13 protein-coding genes and 5 pseudogenes are annotated in these 18,174 nt (G+C 39.2%); 6 read left to right on the plus strand and 12 right to left on the minus strand.

Annotated features, from left to right (window positions below; genetic code table 11):
• Window positions 1-98: 98 nt before the first annotated feature.
• A pseudogene (locus tag B1K52_RS14405) lies at window positions 99-653 on the minus strand (TRM11 family SAM-dependent methyltransferase); the annotation flags it as partial.
• A 26-nt stretch (window positions 654-679) separates the two neighbouring features.
• Here B1K52_RS14405 and B1K52_RS14410 point away from each other — a divergent pair.
• Together B1K52_RS14410 and B1K52_RS14420 are read left to right on the plus strand one after the other, a co-directional pair.
• Window positions 680-1,212: pseudogene (locus B1K52_RS14410) on the plus strand (PLP-dependent transferase).
• A 340-nt stretch (window positions 1,213-1,552) separates the two neighbouring features.
• Entirely contained in the window at window positions 1,553-1,846 is a 294-nt protein-coding gene (locus B1K52_RS14420) for a hypothetical protein (RefSeq protein ID WP_077309410.1), read from the plus strand.
• Window positions 1,847-1,924: 78 nt separating this feature from the next.
• On the opposite strand, the gene xylB is transcribed toward B1K52_RS14420, so the two are convergent.
• From xylB to xylF, 5 genes are all read right to left on the minus strand, one after another.
• A complete protein-coding gene (gene xylB / locus B1K52_RS14425; protein ID WP_077309412.1) occupies window positions 1,925-3,424 on the minus strand; it encodes a xylulokinase in 1,500 nt (499 codons plus the stop codon).
• Between the two features lie 75 nt (window positions 3,425-3,499).
• A complete protein-coding gene (gene xylA, locus B1K52_RS14430) occupies window positions 3,500-4,822 on the minus strand; it encodes a xylose isomerase (protein ID WP_077309414.1) in 1,323 nt (440 codons plus the stop codon).
• A 16-nt stretch (window positions 4,823-4,838) separates the two neighbouring features.
• Entirely contained in the window at window positions 4,839-5,993 is a 1,155-nt protein-coding gene (locus B1K52_RS14435; RefSeq protein ID WP_077309417.1) for a sugar ABC transporter permease, read from the minus strand.
• Window positions 5,968-7,503, minus strand: coding sequence for a xylose ABC transporter ATP-binding protein (locus B1K52_RS14440; protein WP_256855930.1), 1,536 nt, complete (start codon window positions 7,501-7,503; stop codon window positions 5,968-5,970). Before B1K52_RS14440 ends, B1K52_RS14435 begins: the two co-directional genes overlap by 26 nt.
• 125 nt (window positions 7,504-7,628) lie before the next feature.
• Window positions 7,629-8,672, minus strand: a complete 1,044-nt coding sequence (xylF, locus tag B1K52_RS14445; RefSeq protein ID WP_077310618.1) for a D-xylose ABC transporter substrate-binding protein — start codon at window positions 8,670-8,672, stop codon at window positions 7,629-7,631.
• A gap of 259 nt (window positions 8,673-8,931) precedes the next feature.
• On the opposite strand from xylF, the gene B1K52_RS14450 reads away from it, so the two are divergent.
• Window positions 8,932-9,546, plus strand: a complete 615-nt coding sequence (locus B1K52_RS14450; protein ID WP_077309421.1) for a YesL family protein — start codon at window positions 8,932-8,934, stop codon at window positions 9,544-9,546.
• Window positions 9,547-9,585: 39 nt separating this feature from the next.
• Here B1K52_RS14450 and B1K52_RS14455 read toward each other — a convergent pair whose 3' ends face one another.
• From B1K52_RS14455 to B1K52_RS14465, 3 genes are all read right to left on the minus strand, one after another.
• Complete coding sequence (locus B1K52_RS14455) at window positions 9,586-10,407, minus strand: carbohydrate ABC transporter permease (protein WP_077309423.1); 822 nt, start codon at window positions 10,405-10,407, stop codon at window positions 9,586-9,588.
• 14 nt (window positions 10,408-10,421) lie between these two features.
• The gene (locus B1K52_RS14460) at window positions 10,422-11,300 is read right to left on the minus strand and encodes a carbohydrate ABC transporter permease (RefSeq protein ID WP_077309425.1); all 879 of its coding nucleotides are present in this window, start codon (window positions 11,298-11,300) and stop codon (window positions 10,422-10,424) included.
• Window positions 11,301-11,375: 75 nt separating this feature from the next.
• Window positions 11,376-12,665 (minus strand): extracellular solute-binding protein, encoded by a 1,290-nt coding sequence (locus B1K52_RS14465; protein WP_077309427.1) that lies wholly within the window; start codon window positions 12,663-12,665, stop codon window positions 11,376-11,378.
• Window positions 12,666-12,816: 151 nt separating this feature from the next.
• On the opposite strand from B1K52_RS14465, the gene B1K52_RS14470 reads away from it, so the two are divergent.
• Window positions 12,817-13,998 carry an ROK family transcriptional regulator gene (locus B1K52_RS14470; protein WP_077309429.1) on the plus strand — a complete coding sequence of 394 codons (1,182 nt, stop codon included), beginning with the start codon at window positions 12,817-12,819 and terminating at the stop codon, window positions 13,996-13,998.
• A 44-nt stretch (window positions 13,999-14,042) separates the two neighbouring features.
• Window positions 14,043-15,653, plus strand: a complete 1,611-nt coding sequence (locus B1K52_RS14475; protein ID WP_077309431.1) for a glycoside hydrolase family 43 protein — start codon at window positions 14,043-14,045, stop codon at window positions 15,651-15,653.
• Between the two features lie 149 nt (window positions 15,654-15,802).
• On the opposite strand, the pseudogene hisIE reads toward B1K52_RS14475, so the two are convergent.
• The 3 genes and pseudogenes from hisIE to B1K52_RS18500 form a co-directional block, all read right to left on the minus strand.
• A pseudogene (gene hisIE / locus B1K52_RS14480) lies at window positions 15,803-16,445 on the minus strand (bifunctional phosphoribosyl-AMP cyclohydrolase/phosphoribosyl-ATP diphosphatase HisIE).
• Window positions 16,435-17,182: pseudogene (hisF, locus tag B1K52_RS14485) on the minus strand (imidazole glycerol phosphate synthase subunit HisF). Before hisF ends, hisIE begins: the two co-directional pseudogenes overlap by 11 nt.
• The gene (locus B1K52_RS18500; protein ID WP_077309433.1) at window positions 17,179-17,499 is read right to left on the minus strand and encodes a glutamine amidotransferase-related protein; all 321 of its coding nucleotides are present in this window, start codon (window positions 17,497-17,499) and stop codon (window positions 17,179-17,181) included. Before B1K52_RS18500 ends, hisF begins: the two are co-directional and overlap by 4 nt.
• 41 nt (window positions 17,500-17,540) lie before the next feature.
• Between B1K52_RS18500 and B1K52_RS14495 the strand changes: the two are divergent.
• Window positions 17,541-18,155: pseudogene (locus B1K52_RS14495) on the plus strand (IS3 family transposase); the annotation flags it as partial.
• Window positions 18,156-18,174 lie beyond the last annotated feature (19 nt).

Here is an 18,174-nt window from a genome sequence, read left to right on the forward strand (position 1 = left end):
TCCTCTGTTTCATTGCAATTACGTTCATTATAACACAGGTCTTTTTCGCTTTTCCTGCCTTGTCTCTTTCTTTGCAAAACAAAAAGGCTGGGACATAACTAGCTCGAAAACAACGCCTTCAAACCCTTATTAGCAACACAACGATCAATAATTGTAAAACCAGCCCTCAAAATCATGTCATCCATATCCTTGATTGTAAGGATAACCACTCTGTCAGCAATTCTTCTGGCATGCTTAATAATCGTGTACTGTTCTTCCGCTGTCGCATTGGAATAGAGATTGTAAGGCATATCAACAATCGCAACATCGTAGTGACCTTCTTGCTTGGCAATATCTTGAACAACCACTTCTCCATGGTAGTTAAAGTGAACGATATTTTCTCGGGAACCTTTAACAGCCAGGGGATTGCGATCGGCTCCGTTTATTGCTATACCCATCGAAAGAGCTTCCACAAGGACTGTGCCGATTCCGCAGCAAGGATCGATAATACTTATACCTGCTGGGTCTGGAACTGCAATATTCACAACCGCTCTTGCTAGACGGGTACTTAAAGCCGTCGAGTATTCCTGCGGTTTTTTAGCATGATGCAGCCATACAGATTCACTTTCTAGATAGCTGCCGAAATACTAGCGTCCTTTGAAAGGGATAATTCCAGACCTTTGAAGAATTGGGAGAAGCAGTGTCGAAGGAACAAGATCACTTTGTTTATACACGAGGAACAAACCCAACCGTACATATAGCAGAACAGAAATTGGCTGAGCTGGAACGCGGAGGAGCCTGTAAATGCTTTTCATCAGGAATGGCTGCTATTAGTGCTGCATTGCTAAACAGTCTTAAAAGCGGTGATCATGTATTGTGTATTAGCAATGTGTACTTCTCTTCTATGGATTTACTTACTTATATGGAAAAGTTCAACGTTTCGCACTTCGTTATATATTCCACTAACGTCGCTGAAACCGAAGAAGCCCTGCTATCGAATACTAAAGTCATCTATTTTGAATGTCCGACAGACCATAATTTCCGTCTGATTGATATGAAGACTCTGGGCAGCTTGGCAAAAAAAGAGGAATTCGAACGATTATTGACAACACCTGGGCAACACCACTGTTTCAAAAACCATTAACACATGGCATTGATATCGTCGTGCATTCCACATCGAAGTATTTAGGAGGGCACAGCGATTTAATGGGAGGAGCAGTTATTTCCAATTAATTCATTTTATTTGGAGGAATAATGTCTCCTCAAGAAGCTTCCCAACTATTACGCAGCCTACGAACATTACCGATACGTATGAAGCAAGCCACATGAGGCAAATGCGTATAAAGTTGCAAAGTCCTTAGAAACTCATACGTTGGACAAAGCGCTGTGGATGATTTGATTAAAGATTTAAAGCAAGCTTTGGAATGAACATTTAGTCAATCCTCTTGGTATCTGTATAATACACAGTTATTTATGATAAGTTGAATAATAGTATATAGTTCAATGCGTTTTCCCAGATGTGACTTCAGGTTTTCAATACCGTTATTTTCATTAATTTGAGAGGGGATCAAACATGAAGAATGTAGCTCTAATTGGAGGTATTATAGGACTGCTCTTTTCAATAATTGCACAATTATTGGCTGTTACCGACGATTCATATACGTTTGGTAACATATGGTTTTTAGGGGTGTTTAGCGGAATCATTGCTATCGTTTGCTCTTTATACATATATAAAAACCCATTACTCGCCGGATGGTTACTGATCCTAACTACAGCAACTGGAGTTTATGCGCTTGCCGGACTATATTTAATACCAGGTACTATGACTTTAATAGCTGGTATTAATACCTTGGGCAGAAGGAATTAAAATGGAACAATTTAATGAAACAGGATTACAAAGCCAAGTCTACAATAGACTTGGCCAATACATGTTATAGAAAACCATTTATGTTCTATAGGCTTTTAACTCTAAATTTAAACTCTTTGTTTTGAAATAAACTTGCTGGTAAATACTGAACAATTTTTTGTATTTCTGAACATTAGCGTTTATCGGTTTGAATTCCTGCATCTTTTCAATGAAAACCTCAGCACAATCCTCGAGTGTCGCAAACCATCCAGCCCCTACAGCTGCAAGCATTGCTGCACCGACACCAGGTCCTTGTTCACTTTTTAAGCGGACAATACTGGCATCAAAAATATCCGCTTGCATTTGTAGCCATTTATCATTTTTTGCTCCACCGCCGATGGAAATAATAGTATCAATAACATTGCCATTTTCTCGGAATGTTTGGATTGATTCATTAAGTGAAAAAGTGATTCCTTCCAGAATTGCCCTTACAAAATCCTTTATATTATGAGAAGCATCCATACCAATAAAACTACCACGTATAACCGAATCAGCATGGGGCGTTCTCTCACCTGTAAGATAAGGTGTATATAGTAAACCATTGGAACCTACCGGAACAGTATCAATTCCATCAAGTAAATCGTCAAATTTATACTCTTTAGCGAATACTTTTTTAAACCAGGTTAGACTGTAACCTGCTGACAAAGTAACCCCCATCGTATAAAATGCATCCTTTTTACCATGGTTAAAATAATGCACCTTTCCTTCAAAATCCGAATCAGCATTATTTTCATAAGACAAGATTACACCCGAAGTTCCAATTGAGCATAATGTTTCCCCTCTTTTTAACACACCAGAGCCGATTGCTCCACAGGCGTTATCCGCTCCTCCTGCAAATACTCGAGTTGCTTTGGATAAACCTGTTTCAGAAGCAAAGGATAGTGTCAATGTCCCTATGCATTCATGTGATTCTACAAGCGGAGGACATAAAGAAGAAGAAATACCTACATCGTCACAAATTTCCGTACTCCATTTCTTTTCTTTTATATTCAATAAAAGAGTCCCAGCAGCATCTGAATAATCAGTAGCAAGATGACTTGTCATTCGATAACGCAAATAATCCTTAGGAAGCAGGAAAGTCGTTGCGCTCTTGAACAATTCAGGTTCGTTTTCTTTCACCCATAGTAATTTTGGCAAAGTGAATCCCTCAAGAGCCGGATTTTTAGTTACAGTCAGCAGCTTCTCTTTGCCCACTTTATTATAAATATCCTGACATTGCTTGGTCGTACGCGTATCATTCCATAATATAGCCGGGCGAAGAACATTTCCTTCTTGGTCAAGTAAAACAAGTCCATGCATTTGACCGGAAAAACTGATACCTTCAATGTCCTCTATATTTCCTTCGAATTTACTCAAGAGCCCTTTCAAGGCATTTTTCGTCTTACTAACCCACTCTTCCGGATCCTGCTCACTATAACCAGACTTACTTTGAATTAAGGGATAAGCTACTGTTTCTTCCAGACAAACTTTTCCTGTTCTATCAATAAGCAGGGTTTTAACGGCGCTAGTACCTAGGTCAAGGCCAATAACATATTTCAATCCAGCTCCCCCTTTACGATATAATAGGATATACCAGATTGAAGCGAAATTTATCTGGTATATCCCTTCTTTGTTCTATTTAGATAGAATGTTTAGCAGATATTGATTAATCGTTGCTTTTAATTGTTCCGTACGCCCGGAAGTATTTGTAATTTCCCCTAATCCAAGTGCGTATTCCTCAAGTTTGTGGAAGTTTGTTTCATTCTCCACTATCTGTTTTCCGATTCCACTTGCATAGCTGCTGTAACGAGATTCAATAAAATCTTCCAAAACACGATCTTCTAATAGTTTTTGCGCCGTTTTTAAACCAATTGCAAAACTGTCCATCCCCGCAATATGTGCATGAAAAAGATCATCTGCTTCAAATGAACCACGTCTTACCTTAGCATCAAAGTTTAATCCTCCTTTACCAAGCCCGCCGTTTTGCAAAATCTCATACATCGCTAACGTAGAAGCATATAAATCTGTAGGAAATTCATCTGTATCCCAACCAAGCAATGGATCACCTTGGTTTGCATCAACTGAACCCAACAGGCCGTTAATGCGCGCAACCCGCAATTCATGTTCGAATGTATGACCTGCCAACGTGGCGTGATTTGCTTCAATATTAAATTTAAAATGATCCTGTAAATCATACTTTTGGAGGAATGCTAAGCCAGTGGCTACATCAAAATCATATTGATGTTTTGTTGGCTCTTTTGGTTTTGGTTCAATCAAAAATTGCCCTGTAAATCCAATTTCTTTTGCATAATTTACAGCCATGTGGAAGAAGCGTGCAAGATTGTCCTGCTCAAGCTTCATGTCTGTATTCAATAGCGTTTCATAACCTTCACGTCCGCCCCAGAATACGTAATTTTCAGCTCCCAGGTCCTTAGCAACTTCAAGTCCCTTCTTGACCTTTGCTGCGGAATAAGCATAGACATCCGCATTAACAGCAGTTGCCGCTCCATGAACAAAGCGTGGATGTGTGAACATATTCGCTGTATTCCACAGAAGCTTCGTTTTACTAGTATTCATATATTCCTTTATCATGGAAACAATCGAATCCAGATTTTGATACGTTTCAGCAAGTGAATTTCCTTCAGGTGCAATATCTACGTCATGGAAACAAAAGAATGGTACATCTAGTTTTTCAAAGAACTCAAATGCTGCTTCAACACGAGCCTTAGCCAAATCCATGCCGGAAAACTTATCCCAAGGTCGCTGCATATTGCCGACTCCAAATGGATCTGAACCATCCATCGTCATTGTATGCCAATATGCAACACCAAACCGAAGTATTTCTTCCATAGTCTTGCCAGCAATTTTTTCCTCAGGATTATAAAATTTAAATGCTAAAGGATTTGTTGATGAAGCACCTTCGTACACAATTTTGTTAACGCTTTCAAAATAAGCCATCTTTTTTTGCCTCCTATTATTTTTTATTTGATATATCTACCCAAACTGCCAGGATAAGAATGAGACCTTTTACGATGTATTGCCAAAACGCCTCTATATTCATGATGCTCATGCCATTATCGATACTAGCCATTATTAGAGCCCCAATTAAAGCTCCGGTGATTCTTCCCTTTCCTCCCATAAGGCTTGTTCCTCCAATGACACAGGCAGCAATAGCATCCAATTCATACATATCACCAGCACTTACAGTTGCCGCATTCAATCTGCTTGTCAGCAAAATCCCAGATACCCCCGCCAAAGCTCCCATCGTGATGAATACCCAAAGCGTATTCCATTTAATATTGATACCTGATAGTGCAGCAGCTTCCTGATTTCCTCCAATGGCGTATACGTAACGACCGAATGCAGTTTTGTTTGAAATAAAGATGAAGATTGCTGCCAGTACTATTACAACGAAGATAGGGACAGGTATTCCTAAGTAGCGATTTAGCATATAGGTGGCCAATAGTATAAAAAATGAATATAATGATACTTTTCCATAATCTATTATACTTGCAGGAATCACCAATCCTAGCTGCTTCCGCTTAAGACGATTTCTGTAAGTACCATAGATTACTAATGCAATACTGATCACAGCAAGGGTGTATCCTAATATATATGGGAGGTAGCTGTTACCTATTTGTTTGAAGCTTTCATTCATAGGAGCAACCGTCTGGCCTTTACTAATTCCAATTAAAATGCCTCTAAAAACCAGCATTCCACCCAGAGTAACAATAAAAGCAGGAACTGCACGATATGCAACCCACCACCCTTGCCATAAACCTAGCAAAGCACCGGCAATTACAGTCACAAGGATGACTGGTATTGTTCCCCATCCAAGCCATACCTGTAATATAGCGGCAATCCCGCCAAGCAAGCCGACCAAAGATCCAACAGATAAGTCAATATGACCTGCTACTATAATCAATGTCATTCCTATTGCGAGTACAGCTATCACTGACATCTGCGTAAATAAATTGGAAATATTTCTTGATGATAGAAACTCCCCACCTGTGAAGATAGTGAATATCACTGAAATCAACACTAATGCAATAATGAGTGTGTATGCTTGTAAGTCAAATTTAAAAGTTAATTTAGGTTCACCTTTAGCCGATGGAAGTGGACTGTTCATTTTGTTTCCCTCCTGTGGCACAAGTCATGATTTTCTCTTGAGTGGCATCGGTCCGTAAGAATTCACCGGTAATTTTCCCTTCAGCCATAACGATAATTCGATCAGACATTCCCATAACTTCGGGAAGCTCTGAAGAAATAATGACGATACCGACTCCTTCTTTGACAAGTTCATTGATAATTTTATAGATTTCGTACTTAGCCCCAACATCTATCCCTCTGGTAGGCTCATCAAGTATAAGTATCTTTGGATTGTTCATTAGCCATTTACTTAGTACTACTTTTTGTTGATTACCACCACTTAACTGCCCAACCTTCACTTCTAGATTAGGAGCTTTCAACTTCATTTTATCAGTTACCATGGTTGCATTTTTGACTTCCAATGCTGTATCAATAACTTTTAACTTCATTACTTTATTAAGGGCAGCAAGCGTTGTGTTCTTAGTAATTTCCATACCCAATACAAGCCCATATCGCTTACGATCTTCTGATACGTAGGCCATTCCGTGCTTAATGGCATCTAAAGGTCGGTTAATATTTTTCTTTGTCCCATCTATTAGGACGGATCCTTTCTTCTTACCTTTCGAACCTCCAAACAAGCTAACAAATAATTCCGAACGTCCAGCTCCCATTAAACCCGAAAACCCTAGAATCTCCCCTTTTCGAAGGCGAAAAGACACATCTGAGATCAATCTTTTGCCTGATTCATCAGTAAAAGAGTAATCTTTAACTTCCAAAACATTTTCTCTTCCAATTGCATGCGGCTCATAAGGAAAAAGCTCTGTTAAGTCACGACCGACCATTTTAGATATGATTTTTTGTTCTGACATTTCCTTAATCAGATCCGTGCTAATAGTTTTTCCATCTCGTAGAATTGTTACGGTGTCAGCAAGCTCCAAAACTTCTCCTAGTTTGTGAGAAATGTAGATACAGGTTACTCCTTGGGCTCGTAAGTCATTCAGTAAGGTTATCAATATCTTTACATCACTTTCTGTTAATGCAGCCGTCGGTTCATCAAGAATCAATATCTCTGTTTTCTTTGTTAATGCTTTTGCAATTTCCACCAACTGCTGTTTTCCTACAGTCAGGTCACCTACTTTAACCTGAGGATCTATATTCAGACCAATTTCTGCTAGCTTTTTTTTAGCTTCAGAATAAATCTTGTTCCAATCAACTATTTTTTGCCGCATTAGATCATGACTAAGAAACAGATTTTCTGCTACGGACATCTCCTCCACTAGCGCGAGCTCCTGATAAATAATTCCAATACCTGCTTCCTGAGATTCCTTAATTGATTTAAACTCTGCCTCCTTTCCATTGATATAGATTTGACCACTATAACTATTGTGTGGATATACTCCGCTAAGTATTTTCATCAATGTAGACTTTCCAGCGCCGTTTTCACCACACAGTGCATGTATTTCTCCTTTTCTTACGGAAAATGTTACATTATCTAAAGCACGTACACCTGGGAACTCCTTTGTAATATCTTTCATTTCAAGTGCAAACATGCCTGGTCTCATCTCCTTAAGTCAGTTGTTTTATTGGGATGCCGATAAGAGTCCCTGCAGTAGCATGAATACAGTACGGTCGATCAAAACTCTTCGGATATGATACAGAGAATTTACGTATTTTATTATGGAGATGTTGGTCGCTCACTTTCTGGTACATTTTTGTATACATCCTCAAACGTGTGGAATCCATCATCGATAACAGTCTCTTCCAAGTTCTCTTTATTTACTTGAATTGGGTCGAGTTTGATGAATGGTACATCCATTTTCCCATTATTAATGCTGGAATCAGCTGTTACATCTTCTCCCTTTGCAAGCTGTACTGCCACTTCAGCACTCTTTGTTGCTATCTCTTTAATCGGCTTATAGATAGTCATTGTTTGTGTGCCTTCTGCAATTCTCTGTACTCCGGCAAGATCAGCATCCTGTCCGGATATAGCAACTTTACCGTCTAATCCCTGAGCTTCAAGTGCCTGAATCGCACCACCAGCCGTACTGTCATTGGAAGCGACAACAGCGTCTACCTCATTTTTATTAGCAGTCAGAGCGTTTTCCATAATTTTTAGAGCTTCATTGGCATCCCAGTTCTTTACCCATTGGTCACCTACAATTTCAATATCTCCACTATCCACTAAAGGCTGCAAGATATTCATCTGTCCTTCTCTAAATAACTTGGCGTTATTATCAGTAGGAGAACCTCCCATTAAGAAGTATTTACCTGACGGCACTTGTTCCGTTAGATATTCTGCTTGCATTTCTCCTACTCGTACATTATCAAAAGAAACATATGCATCTATATCAGTACCATTAATTAGTCGATCGTATGAAAGCACTGAAATTCCTTCTGCTTTTGCCTGATCTACAACAGTGGAAAGAGCATCTGAATTTATCGCAATGATTACAAGTGTATCAATATCTTGGGACAGCATATTTTGAATCTGTGAAAGCTGTTTAGCTTCATCTCCATCAGCGGATTGTACAAGAACTTCTGCACCAAGTTCTTCTGCCTTCTCCACAAAAAAGTCACGGTCATGCTGCCAGCGCTCAAGCGTTAAGTCGGAAACAGATAAGCCAATCTTTAGTCTATTGTCATCACTATCCCCCTCCCCTTTGTTAGCGCTTTCATTTACTGCATCCTGACCACAAGCAGATAAGATGGTTACAAGCATACCGATTAACAATAGTGATAGTAAGCCCTTACATTTTTTCACGAGATTTAAGCCTCCCCTTCTCTTCTTACTCTATTTCCATTTGATGATATCACTGAAAACTTAGTTTGTCTAGACGATAAACTAAGTTTTTTCAAATTTAATAACTCTTGTTTATTCGCAGATAATCATATACTTTAACATCTTTTTATTTTATAATGTAAGTGCTTTCATATACTATCGTTTTCTAATCCCTAAACTAAAATAAGGGGGTATTATATTGAATAGAATTAGCAGTTACTTATACCAAATATTTGATTGGATTACTCGCTTTGCATATCTAAATGTTCTATGGATACTGTTTACAGTTGCCGGCGGTTTTATCTTTGGCTTTTTCCCTTCTACTATCGCAATGTTTACCATCATTAGAGATTGGTTGAAAGGAGAATCAAATTCAGCTTTATTTACATCTTTTTGGGCATATTTCAGAAGGGAATTCTGGAAAAGTAACCGATTAGGGGTATTTGTCACACTACTCTCTGTTATCGTTGTTATTGATTTCTGGTATATTCACATCCTTACAACATCCTTGACGTGGACTCACATCCCATTGCTGGTTTTCATCCTCTTTTCCTTACTTCTATTGTTCTATCTTTTTCCGACTTTTGTTCATTACGACCTAAGTGTCAGAACAATCATAAAGAATGCCTTTCTCATCATGTTGATTCATCCTTTGCACACCTTATTAATTCTTGTATGCCTCGCTTCCTTAACACTGATCATGTATCTGCTCCCTTCCTTAGCATTTCTATTTGGCGGCAGTTCATATGCGTTTATCACAATGTGGCTTTGCCTGCATGCCTTTACTGGTATAACAAGAAAAGCAACTATGTAAAAAGAGCAATCCATAAGAGGATTGCTCTTTCCCTTTTGTTTATCCTTTAACAGCACTAGAAGAAATTCCTTCAACTACTTTATTGCTGAAAAATAGGAAGGCAAGCAGTATAGGCAGCATACTAATGATAAGTGTTGCTCCAATTGCTCCCCAATCCGTCATATATTGCCCGATGAAATTTTGGATCCCGACCGTCAGTGTTTTATATTCGTCAGAACTGATAAATGTATTCACAAAGACAAACTCATTCCAATTATAAATCATGTTTATTATCACTGTAGTAGATATGACCGGAATCGTCATTGGAAAGATTATTTTAAAGAATATCCGATGAACGGAACATCCGTCCATTATAGCCGCCTCTTCTATTTCGCGAGGTAATGTGTAGTAGAACCCTAATAAGATCATTAAGGTAATCGGCAAATTATAAGCCGTATAAGTAATGACGATTGACCAAGGATTGTCTATCATATTGACATTTAAAAACATATTGAATAGAGGAATGATGGAAGAATGTATAGGTATCATCAAACCTACCATAAATAGACCTAGAACCAGTTTATTCCATCTCCATTGCATTCTGGTGATCGCAAAAGCAGCCATGCTTGCCAATAATACTGTGAAAACTATTGCTACTCCTGTAATCCAAACACTATTCCAGAAATAACTTCCGATGCCGCTTTCCCATACTTTTAAATAGTTTTCCCAACGAAACTCCGATGGTAAAGAAAATGGAGATTTGGAAAAAATCTCTTGGTTGTTCTTTAATGAGAAGAGAAATAGCCATAAAATTGGAAACACTTGAAAGACTGCTACCGCAGTCAAACAAACATAAAGAAGAATGTAACCTACTTTCTTCAATGCATAAACCCCCTCTAATATTGAAGTTCTTCCTTAGAAGCTGTGACTTTCCTTACAATAAAAGTAACTATCAAAGTGATAATCAACAATAAAAAGCCAATAGCACTACCATAACCAAAGTCATTACTGGAAAACGCTAGTTTGTACATATAAGATGCCATTACTTCACTAGCACCATTAGGTCCTCCGCCTGTCATGACGTATATTAGATCGAAGTACTTTAGTGAACCTACAACAGCAAGTACAATCGTCACTTTTACAACTCCCATTATTAGCGGTAATTTTATTTTATACGCAATTTGAAATGGAGTAGCTCCATCAATTCTAGCTGCTTCAACAATAGACTCGGGGATGTTTTTCAATGCTGCGTAATAAATCAAAATATAAAAACCAGCGTACTGCCAAAGTATTGGAATAAAGATGGCATACAATACCACATTAGGTTCAGCAAGCCACGCAGGTGGATTATCCACCCCAAAAGAAGCTAAAATGCTATTTAAAATGCCGTTGGAAGGATTGAATACTTTAATCCATAATTGAGCTATTGCAACGGAGGATAATAGCATCGGAATAAGATAAATCTTTCTCAGTAAATTGGAGCCTTTTATTTTTGATGCAAGAATCAGCGATATTGCCAAATACACAATCAAACTTACTGTGGAAAACAAGGCAAGCATAAAAGAATGAAAGGCACTTGACCAAAAAAGTCCATCTCTAATGGCATTAAAGTAGTTTTCCATACCTATGTACTTCATGGCACCGATACCATCCCAGTCCATTAAGCCATAGTATCCGGACAATAGCAGAGGTACAAAGATAAAAATACTGATCAGCAAAAATGCTGGAAGAATATACATCCCGATTATCCATTTATTAGACATAACTCTGTTCATAGTGATCAACTCCCTTTTATAAAAAAAGGGCAATCCAGCTATAGGCTTGCCCTCTTCTTCCGTTGATTTTGAGAATTATTTTGATAGAGCCTCTTCATGCTTCTCTGTGAACTCTTCCGGTGTTACCTCCTTGCCAAATAGTGATTGAATCATATCTAAATGTGCTTGGGCAACATCTGCACTCATCTGGACATCTGCAAATAATGTGATATTGCTTGCATTGTTCAAATCATCAAGTACATCGATATACATATCGGGTAAATCAAGCGAGGCAGCATCTACTTTTGTAGCCGGAATAACTCCAGCTTCTGTAACTGATTTCTCGCCCCACTCTTTCACGAAGAATGCGGCAAAATCTTTCGCTTCTTCTTTCACATCGGAATCTTCGGCAACAAACAAACCTACTCCTGGTCCCCCGACGTAACTGCTCATATCACCATTCCCATCAACTGTTGGGAATGGGAAGTAACCAACAGAATCTCTGAATTCCTGAGGTACATCTTCATTTGTTGTGTAATTCGGAAGATCCCAAGTTGCGATTAAATACATCGCAGCCTGTTCATTCATAAACATACTTTTTGCTTCCTCATCTGAAAGTCCATTAAATCCTTTAACGAATGCGTCCTTATCAACCAAGTTCTGAACTTCTTCAGCAGCAGAAACCAGTGCAGGATCAGTGAATGAACCTGAACGGTTAATAGCATTTGTTAAAACATCTCCCTCACCGATTCTGTCAGCGAAATACATGTACCATAGAGATCCCGTCCAGCGATCTTTATTACCTAATGCGATTGGTGCCACTCCATTTTCAGCTAGTGTTTCAACTGCATTTTGAAACTCTTCATATGTTTTCGGTGCTTCCAAACCGTTCTCTTCAAAGATTTTTTTATTGTAGAACACGGTTGCAATATTTAATTCAAGCGGTAATCCATAGGTACTGCCTTCAATCTCATATGCTTCGGGAATTCCAGAAACAAAGCTGTCTTTTAAATCACCTTCAAGTAAGTCATCTAAAGGTGCAAATTTCTTACCGTCGACATATGGTTCCAAATAACCTGCAGCCCAAGTCATACCAACATCGGGCAATTCATTGGAAGTAGATAACACTTTAATCTTATCCTTATACTGCTCGTTACTAAGAACTTCCAACTTAACCTTCACATCCGGATTGTCTGCTTCAAAGTCAGCGACAATCTCCTTTACGATTTCATTATGCTGCTTAGAGCTGCCTTCTGGCCATAGATGCATAAACTCAATCGTCTTGTCACCGGAACCTGAAGCTCCTTCAGAACCTGAACACCCACTGATCAACAACAACGAGGAAATAATAGCGAAGACAATTGTAACCGCTTTCTTTTTGCTCAATTAAAATACCCCCATTATTCATTTGGAATGGTTTGTTGCTGGAATCAGTGTACCATCGAAAACAATGTTTGTCTAGTGGCTGAACTAAGTTTATAATGTAAATAAACAATGGTAAAATGGAAATATTCAAACAGCAGAATGGAGCAGGCGAATGAAATCTCATACCTTTAATCAGCACGTTGTAAAAAAAGGAAACAAATCATTGGTTTTACAAACGATTCAAGAATATACCCCTATATCCAGAGCAGATATTGCAAATAAGACTGGCCTCAATAAAGGAACCGTCTCTTCCCAAGTAAGTGAACTTCTTGCGGAAGATTTGATTTTGGAATCAGGACCAGGTGTTTCAAGTGGTGGTAGACGTCCAGTCATGCTCTTATTTAATCACCTTGCAGGCTACTCTATAGGTGTTGATATTGGAGTGAATTACATTCTTGGTATACTGACAGATTTGCAAGGAAAGATCACTAATGAAAAAATCAGTCATTTTAGCGAATTGACTTATGAAGAAATTCAGATCCAATTAAACATGATCATAGACTCCCTGCTTCTTTCCATGCCTCCAAGTTCGTATGGTCTAGTAGGAATTGGTGTCGGTGTGCCAGGAACGGTTAGTACAAAAGGCGAAATTTTACTTGCACCTAACTTGAATTGGAGAAATAAAGACTTAAAAAGATCATTAGAGGAGAAATATGATGTTCCTGTTCTAATTGAAAACGAAGCTAATGCAGGTGCATACGGCGAAAAGAAATTTGGAGCTGGTCAATCCTCTGAAAATTTGATTTACATAAGTGTAGGCATTGGGATTGGTGTTGGCCTTATCTTAAATGGTGTACTTTATAAAGGCCACAGTGGTTTTTCAGGGGAGCTTGGTCACATGACGATAGAAGTGGATGGTCTTTTATGCCGATGCGGAAATCAAGGTTGCTGGGAATTGTATGCATCGGAAAAAGCATTAGTTAACAGTGCAGCAGAAAATGGGATCCGTGCAGAAGAAGGAAAAAAGCCCTCTCTTGAGATGCTGAATAAACTAGCTGAAGGAGGTGATCCAGTTGCGATTAACATCTTCCGAAACATTGGCGATTATCTAGGCATAGGGATTAACAATATCATCAATATTTTCAACCCAGAACAAATTATTGTTGGAAATCGCCTAGCCTCTTCCGGTAAATGGTTAAGAGAATCCATAAAAGAGAGACAAAAACAAATGCTTCGTACACATCAAAAAGATTTGAATTTCTGTTTTTCTCAATTGTCTCGTTATTCAGCAGCTTTAGGTGCTTCTGCCTACGCCAGTGAGAACTTCCTGGCAATTAACATTCAAGATGTATAAACTGCTTGTTATTCCGTATCCATTAGAAAAGAGAGGTTATTCAAATGACAACAATTCAAAATCCAATTTTGACAGGATTCAATCCAGATCCGAGTATTTGCCGGTCAGGAGAAGAGTACTATATTGCGGTATCCACATTTGAGTGGTTTCCCGGCGTGGGAATCTATCATTCCACAGATTTAAAGAATTGGCGGCTCGTATCAAGGCCTCTTAATCGGATTAGTCAGCTGAACATGATGGGAAATCCTGATTCCGGAGGAGTATGGGCCCCTGCTCTATCCTATTATGATAATAAATTTTGGCTGATTTACACCGATGTTAAAGTAGTAGAAGGTCAATGGAAGGACTGTCATAATTATTTGGTTACTTGTGATGCAGTAGACGGTGAATGGTCTGAACCGATATATTTAAACAGTTCCGGATTTGATCCTTCCTTGTTCCATGATGACGATGGTAAAAAATATCTTGTAAATATGCTCTGGGATCATCGAGTTGGGAATCATAACTTTCATGGCATAGTACTTCAAGAATATAGTGTTGATGAACAAAAACTAGTAGGTAAAAAAGACATTATCTTCAAAGGAACGGAGGTAAAGCTGACTGAAGCCCCACATCTTTATAAATTAAACGGATACTATTATCTTTTAACGGCTGAGGGAGGAACCAAATATGACCACCAAGCTACCATTGCACGTTCAAAAGATTTGCATGGACCTTATGAAGTTCATCCGCAGAACCCCATAATTACTTCGTTTCCTTATCCGAGAAATACGTTGCAAAAAGCTGGACATGCTTCCATTGTCCACACTCATACTGATGAATGGTTCTTAGTTCACTTAACTGGACGACCTTTACCACAACCAGATAAACCGCTGTTAGATCCGCGTGGTTATTGTCCCCTTGGCCGAGAAACTGCAATTCAACGTTTGGAATGGAATGACGATTGGCCATATGTAGTTGGCGGCAACCAACCATCTTTAGAAATAGAAGGGCCAGCAATAAAGGAAGTTAAATGGAACAGTGACTACGACGTGATAGATGATTTCGATGCCGATTCTTTAAATCTTCATTTCCAATCACTTCGTATTCCACTCGATGAGAAAATAGCAACATTAGAGGATAACCCAGGACATTTAAGACTTTACGGTAGAGAATCACTCACTTCGAAATTTACACAAGCCTTCATTGCGAGAAGGTGGCAGCATTTTCATTTTACTGCAGAAACAAAGATATCATTCAATCCAAGTAGTTTTCAGCAAGCAGCTGGACTGGTTAATTATTATAATACGCAAAATTGGTCAGCATTTCAGATCACTTGGGATGAGAATAAAGGAAGGATTCTAGATCTATCGATATGTGATAATTTTGTTTTCGAACAGCCTCTCCGAGATAATCAAATCACCGTTCCACATGGCTTAGACTATATTTATTTGAGATGTAATGTAAGCGCAAACACTTATAGCTATTTTTATTCTTTTGATGGAGATAATTGGACAGAACTGCCTGTAACACTTCCTTCCTACAAATTGTCAGATGACTATATCAAAGGTGGCGGTTTCTTCACTGGAGCATTTGTTGGAATGCAGTGTCAAGATACATCTGGTCAAAGACTGTATGCAGATTTTGATTACTTTGTGTACAAAGCAGAAGAATAAATATTAAGATAGATCACATTTCACTATCGATTCTTAAATAAGTTAAGCACTAAAAAATTAGTACTATCTTGCAAACTACAATAATAGACCAGTTCATTCTTTTCTAATTTAATGAACTGGTCTATTTCTTTATATTTTTTAGAATGTTGTCACCACTCTTTAATCGGCGGACGCTCTCCTTTGTTATTGCCTTTCTTCTGGAACCGGCGTGCAGGCTCTGCTTCTACATCCTGCAAGCTGACACCTTGGTTGGCAAGCAGGACAAAGCTATGATACAGCAGGTCACTCACTTCATTAATCAATTCCTCTGGATCATCATTCTTTGCAGCAATAACGACTTCACCAGCTTCTTCAATTACTTTCTTACCAATTTTATCGACACCATTTTGATATAGGTAATTTGTGTAGGAATTCTCAACAGGATGCTTTTTCCGGTCTTCTGCTTTATCCATAACAGTCTTGAAAATATTCACTTCTTCCTCTGAATCTTCCGTTATCGGCGTTTCATTGAAGAAACAGCTCACTTCTCCTGTGTGGCAGGCTGGTCCTTGCGGAATGACAATAATTAGAATTGTGTCATTATCACAATCAAGCTTCATATCGACGACTTGCTGGGTATTTCCATATGTTGCCCCCCCTTTATTTCAAAGCTCCTCGCGCGAACGGGAATAGAACCATGTCTCTTTCGTTGCCACTGTCTTCTCATACGATTCTTCATTCATAGAGTACTTGCTTGGTCTGGCTGTCTTGCACGATCGCAGGGACAAGTCCTTTGATAAAATCAGGCTTCACGAATACGTACCCCTTCCTGTTGACAGCTTTGCTTCATTTCTTCGATGCTGAAGGTTTTATCATGGAAAATGGATACTGCAAGAGCTGCAGATACATCTGTTTCCTGGAATACTTCTGTTATATGTTCAGGGTTGCTGCAGCCTCCAGAAGCAATTACAGGAATGCGGACTTCCTCAACTATCGCTTTCGTCAGCGGCAGATCGTAGCCGGTTTTCACACCGTCAGCATCCATGCTTATCAACAATATCTCTCCTGCGCCTCTTGCTTCTGCTTCTTTCGCCCATTCTATAGCGTCTATACCAGTATCTTTTCGACCGCCATGTGTTACACGTGCCAGCCGTCATCAAAGCGCTTCGCATCTATGGCAACAACGATACATTGGGAACCGAACATTTCAGCCCTTTTAGTGATCAGCTCTGGATCGGCTACTGCTGCCGAGTTGACAGCTACTTTATCCGCCCCTGCCTGCAGCATGGTCTTCATGTCCTCAATCGTCCGAACACCGCCTCCGACAGTGAAAGATGCAATACAGTTTGGCGCACAATATCCATCATCGTCGCACGTCCTTCATGTGTTGCAGGAATATCAAGGAAGACAATCTCATCTGCACCGCTTTTCGAATAAGCCGCAGCCATAGCAACAGGATCACCGAGTTCACGTAATGAGACGAAATTCGTACCCTTTACGACAATTCCGTCTTTTACATCCAGGCAAGGAATAATTCGTTTTGCAATCATATACTTTCCTCCTTGCTATAAGCCTGCTGGCTGCTCTCGAACACACTTTGCAGCAGGAGCTGACCTACTTTTTCACTTTTCTCCGGGTGGAACTGGATACCGCAAATATTCCCTTTTTGCACGATTGCAGGAATTTGTGTGCCGTATTCCGTGCTGGCAACACTATATTCTTCCGGCGTGTTTGCCTGGTAGCTGTGCGCGAAGTAGACATGCTTGCCGTTTTGTTCTGTGTAAGTAGGGAAATTGTCGCTTACTTCAAGTGAATTCCAGCCAATATGAGGAAGCAGATGCCGACAGCGCTCATCTTGCCGCCGAATTGTTCATACAGCTCGCCATATCTACCGCCAGAGAAACATTCATGAAGAAATACGGGATTGTATGCCCTCATCGGAAACCGAATCCTCATAAACAGATGGCTAAAGCCACGAAGGAGCATAAAGTTGTTCAGAATAAATTAAACAGACAATTTAAGCAGGGAACTCCCGGGAAAGTGTTATTAACGGACATCACCCGTTTACCATATAACGGAAATCATATGGCTTATTTATCGACTGTGAAAGACGGCTCTACAAATGAACTCTTGGCTTACCACGTATCTGACAGAATCACTTTAGACATCGCCATTCAGACTGTCCATAAGCTGATGAACAATAAGAAAATCGTGCTTGATAAAGATGCATTTATCCATTCTGATCAAGGAAGCCACTATACCAGCCCTCGCTACCAGAAGCTATTAAAAAAATACGGTTTGGGACAATCGATGTCACGAAGAGGAAACTGTTGGGATAACGCTCCCCAGGAGTCATTTTTTGGCCATTTAAAGGATAAAGTAAACTATCAATCCGCAAAGACACTAAAGGAATTAAAATCAAAAATCAATCACTACATGACTTACTATAATAATTATCGTTATCAGTGGAACTTAAAAAAGAAGACCCCTATTCAATATAGGAATCACCTTTTGGCTGTATAACTCTTTTTTTCATAGTGTT

This window comes from Terribacillus halophilus (genome assembly GCF_900162685.1).
GTDB classification, from domain to species: domain Bacteria; phylum Bacillota; class Bacilli; order Bacillales; family Amphibacillaceae; genus Terribacillus; species Terribacillus halophilus_A.

Excerpts from the sequence above, each read along its gene's own strand:
- B1K52_RS14460 (WP_077309425.1), bottom strand. The coding sequence starts at position 11,300 with ATGAACAGAGTTATGTCTAATAAATGGATAATCGGGATGTATATTCTT.
- B1K52_RS14470 (WP_077309429.1), top strand. The coding sequence starts at position 12,817 with ATGAAATCTCATACCTTTAATCAGCACGTTGTAAAAAAAGGAAACAAA.
- B1K52_RS14475 (WP_077309431.1), top strand. The coding sequence starts at position 14,043 with ATGACAACAATTCAAAATCCAATTTTGACAGGATTCAATCCAGATCCG.
- xylA (WP_077309414.1), bottom strand. The coding sequence starts at position 4,822 with ATGGCTTATTTTGAAAGCGTTAACAAAATTGTGTACGAAGGTGCTTCA.
- B1K52_RS14435 (WP_077309417.1), bottom strand. The coding sequence starts at position 5,993 with ATGAACAGTCCACTTCCATCGGCTAAAGGTGAACCTAAATTAACTTTT.
- B1K52_RS14440 (WP_256855930.1), bottom strand. The coding sequence starts at position 7,503 with ATGTTTGCACTTGAAATGAAAGATATTACAAAGGAGTTCCCAGGTGTA.
- xylF (WP_077310618.1), bottom strand. The coding sequence starts at position 8,672 with ATGCTTGTAACCATCTTATCTGCTTGTGGTCAGGATGCAGTAAATGAA.
- B1K52_RS14420 (WP_077309410.1), top strand. The coding sequence starts at position 1,553 with ATGAAGAATGTAGCTCTAATTGGAGGTATTATAGGACTGCTCTTTTCA.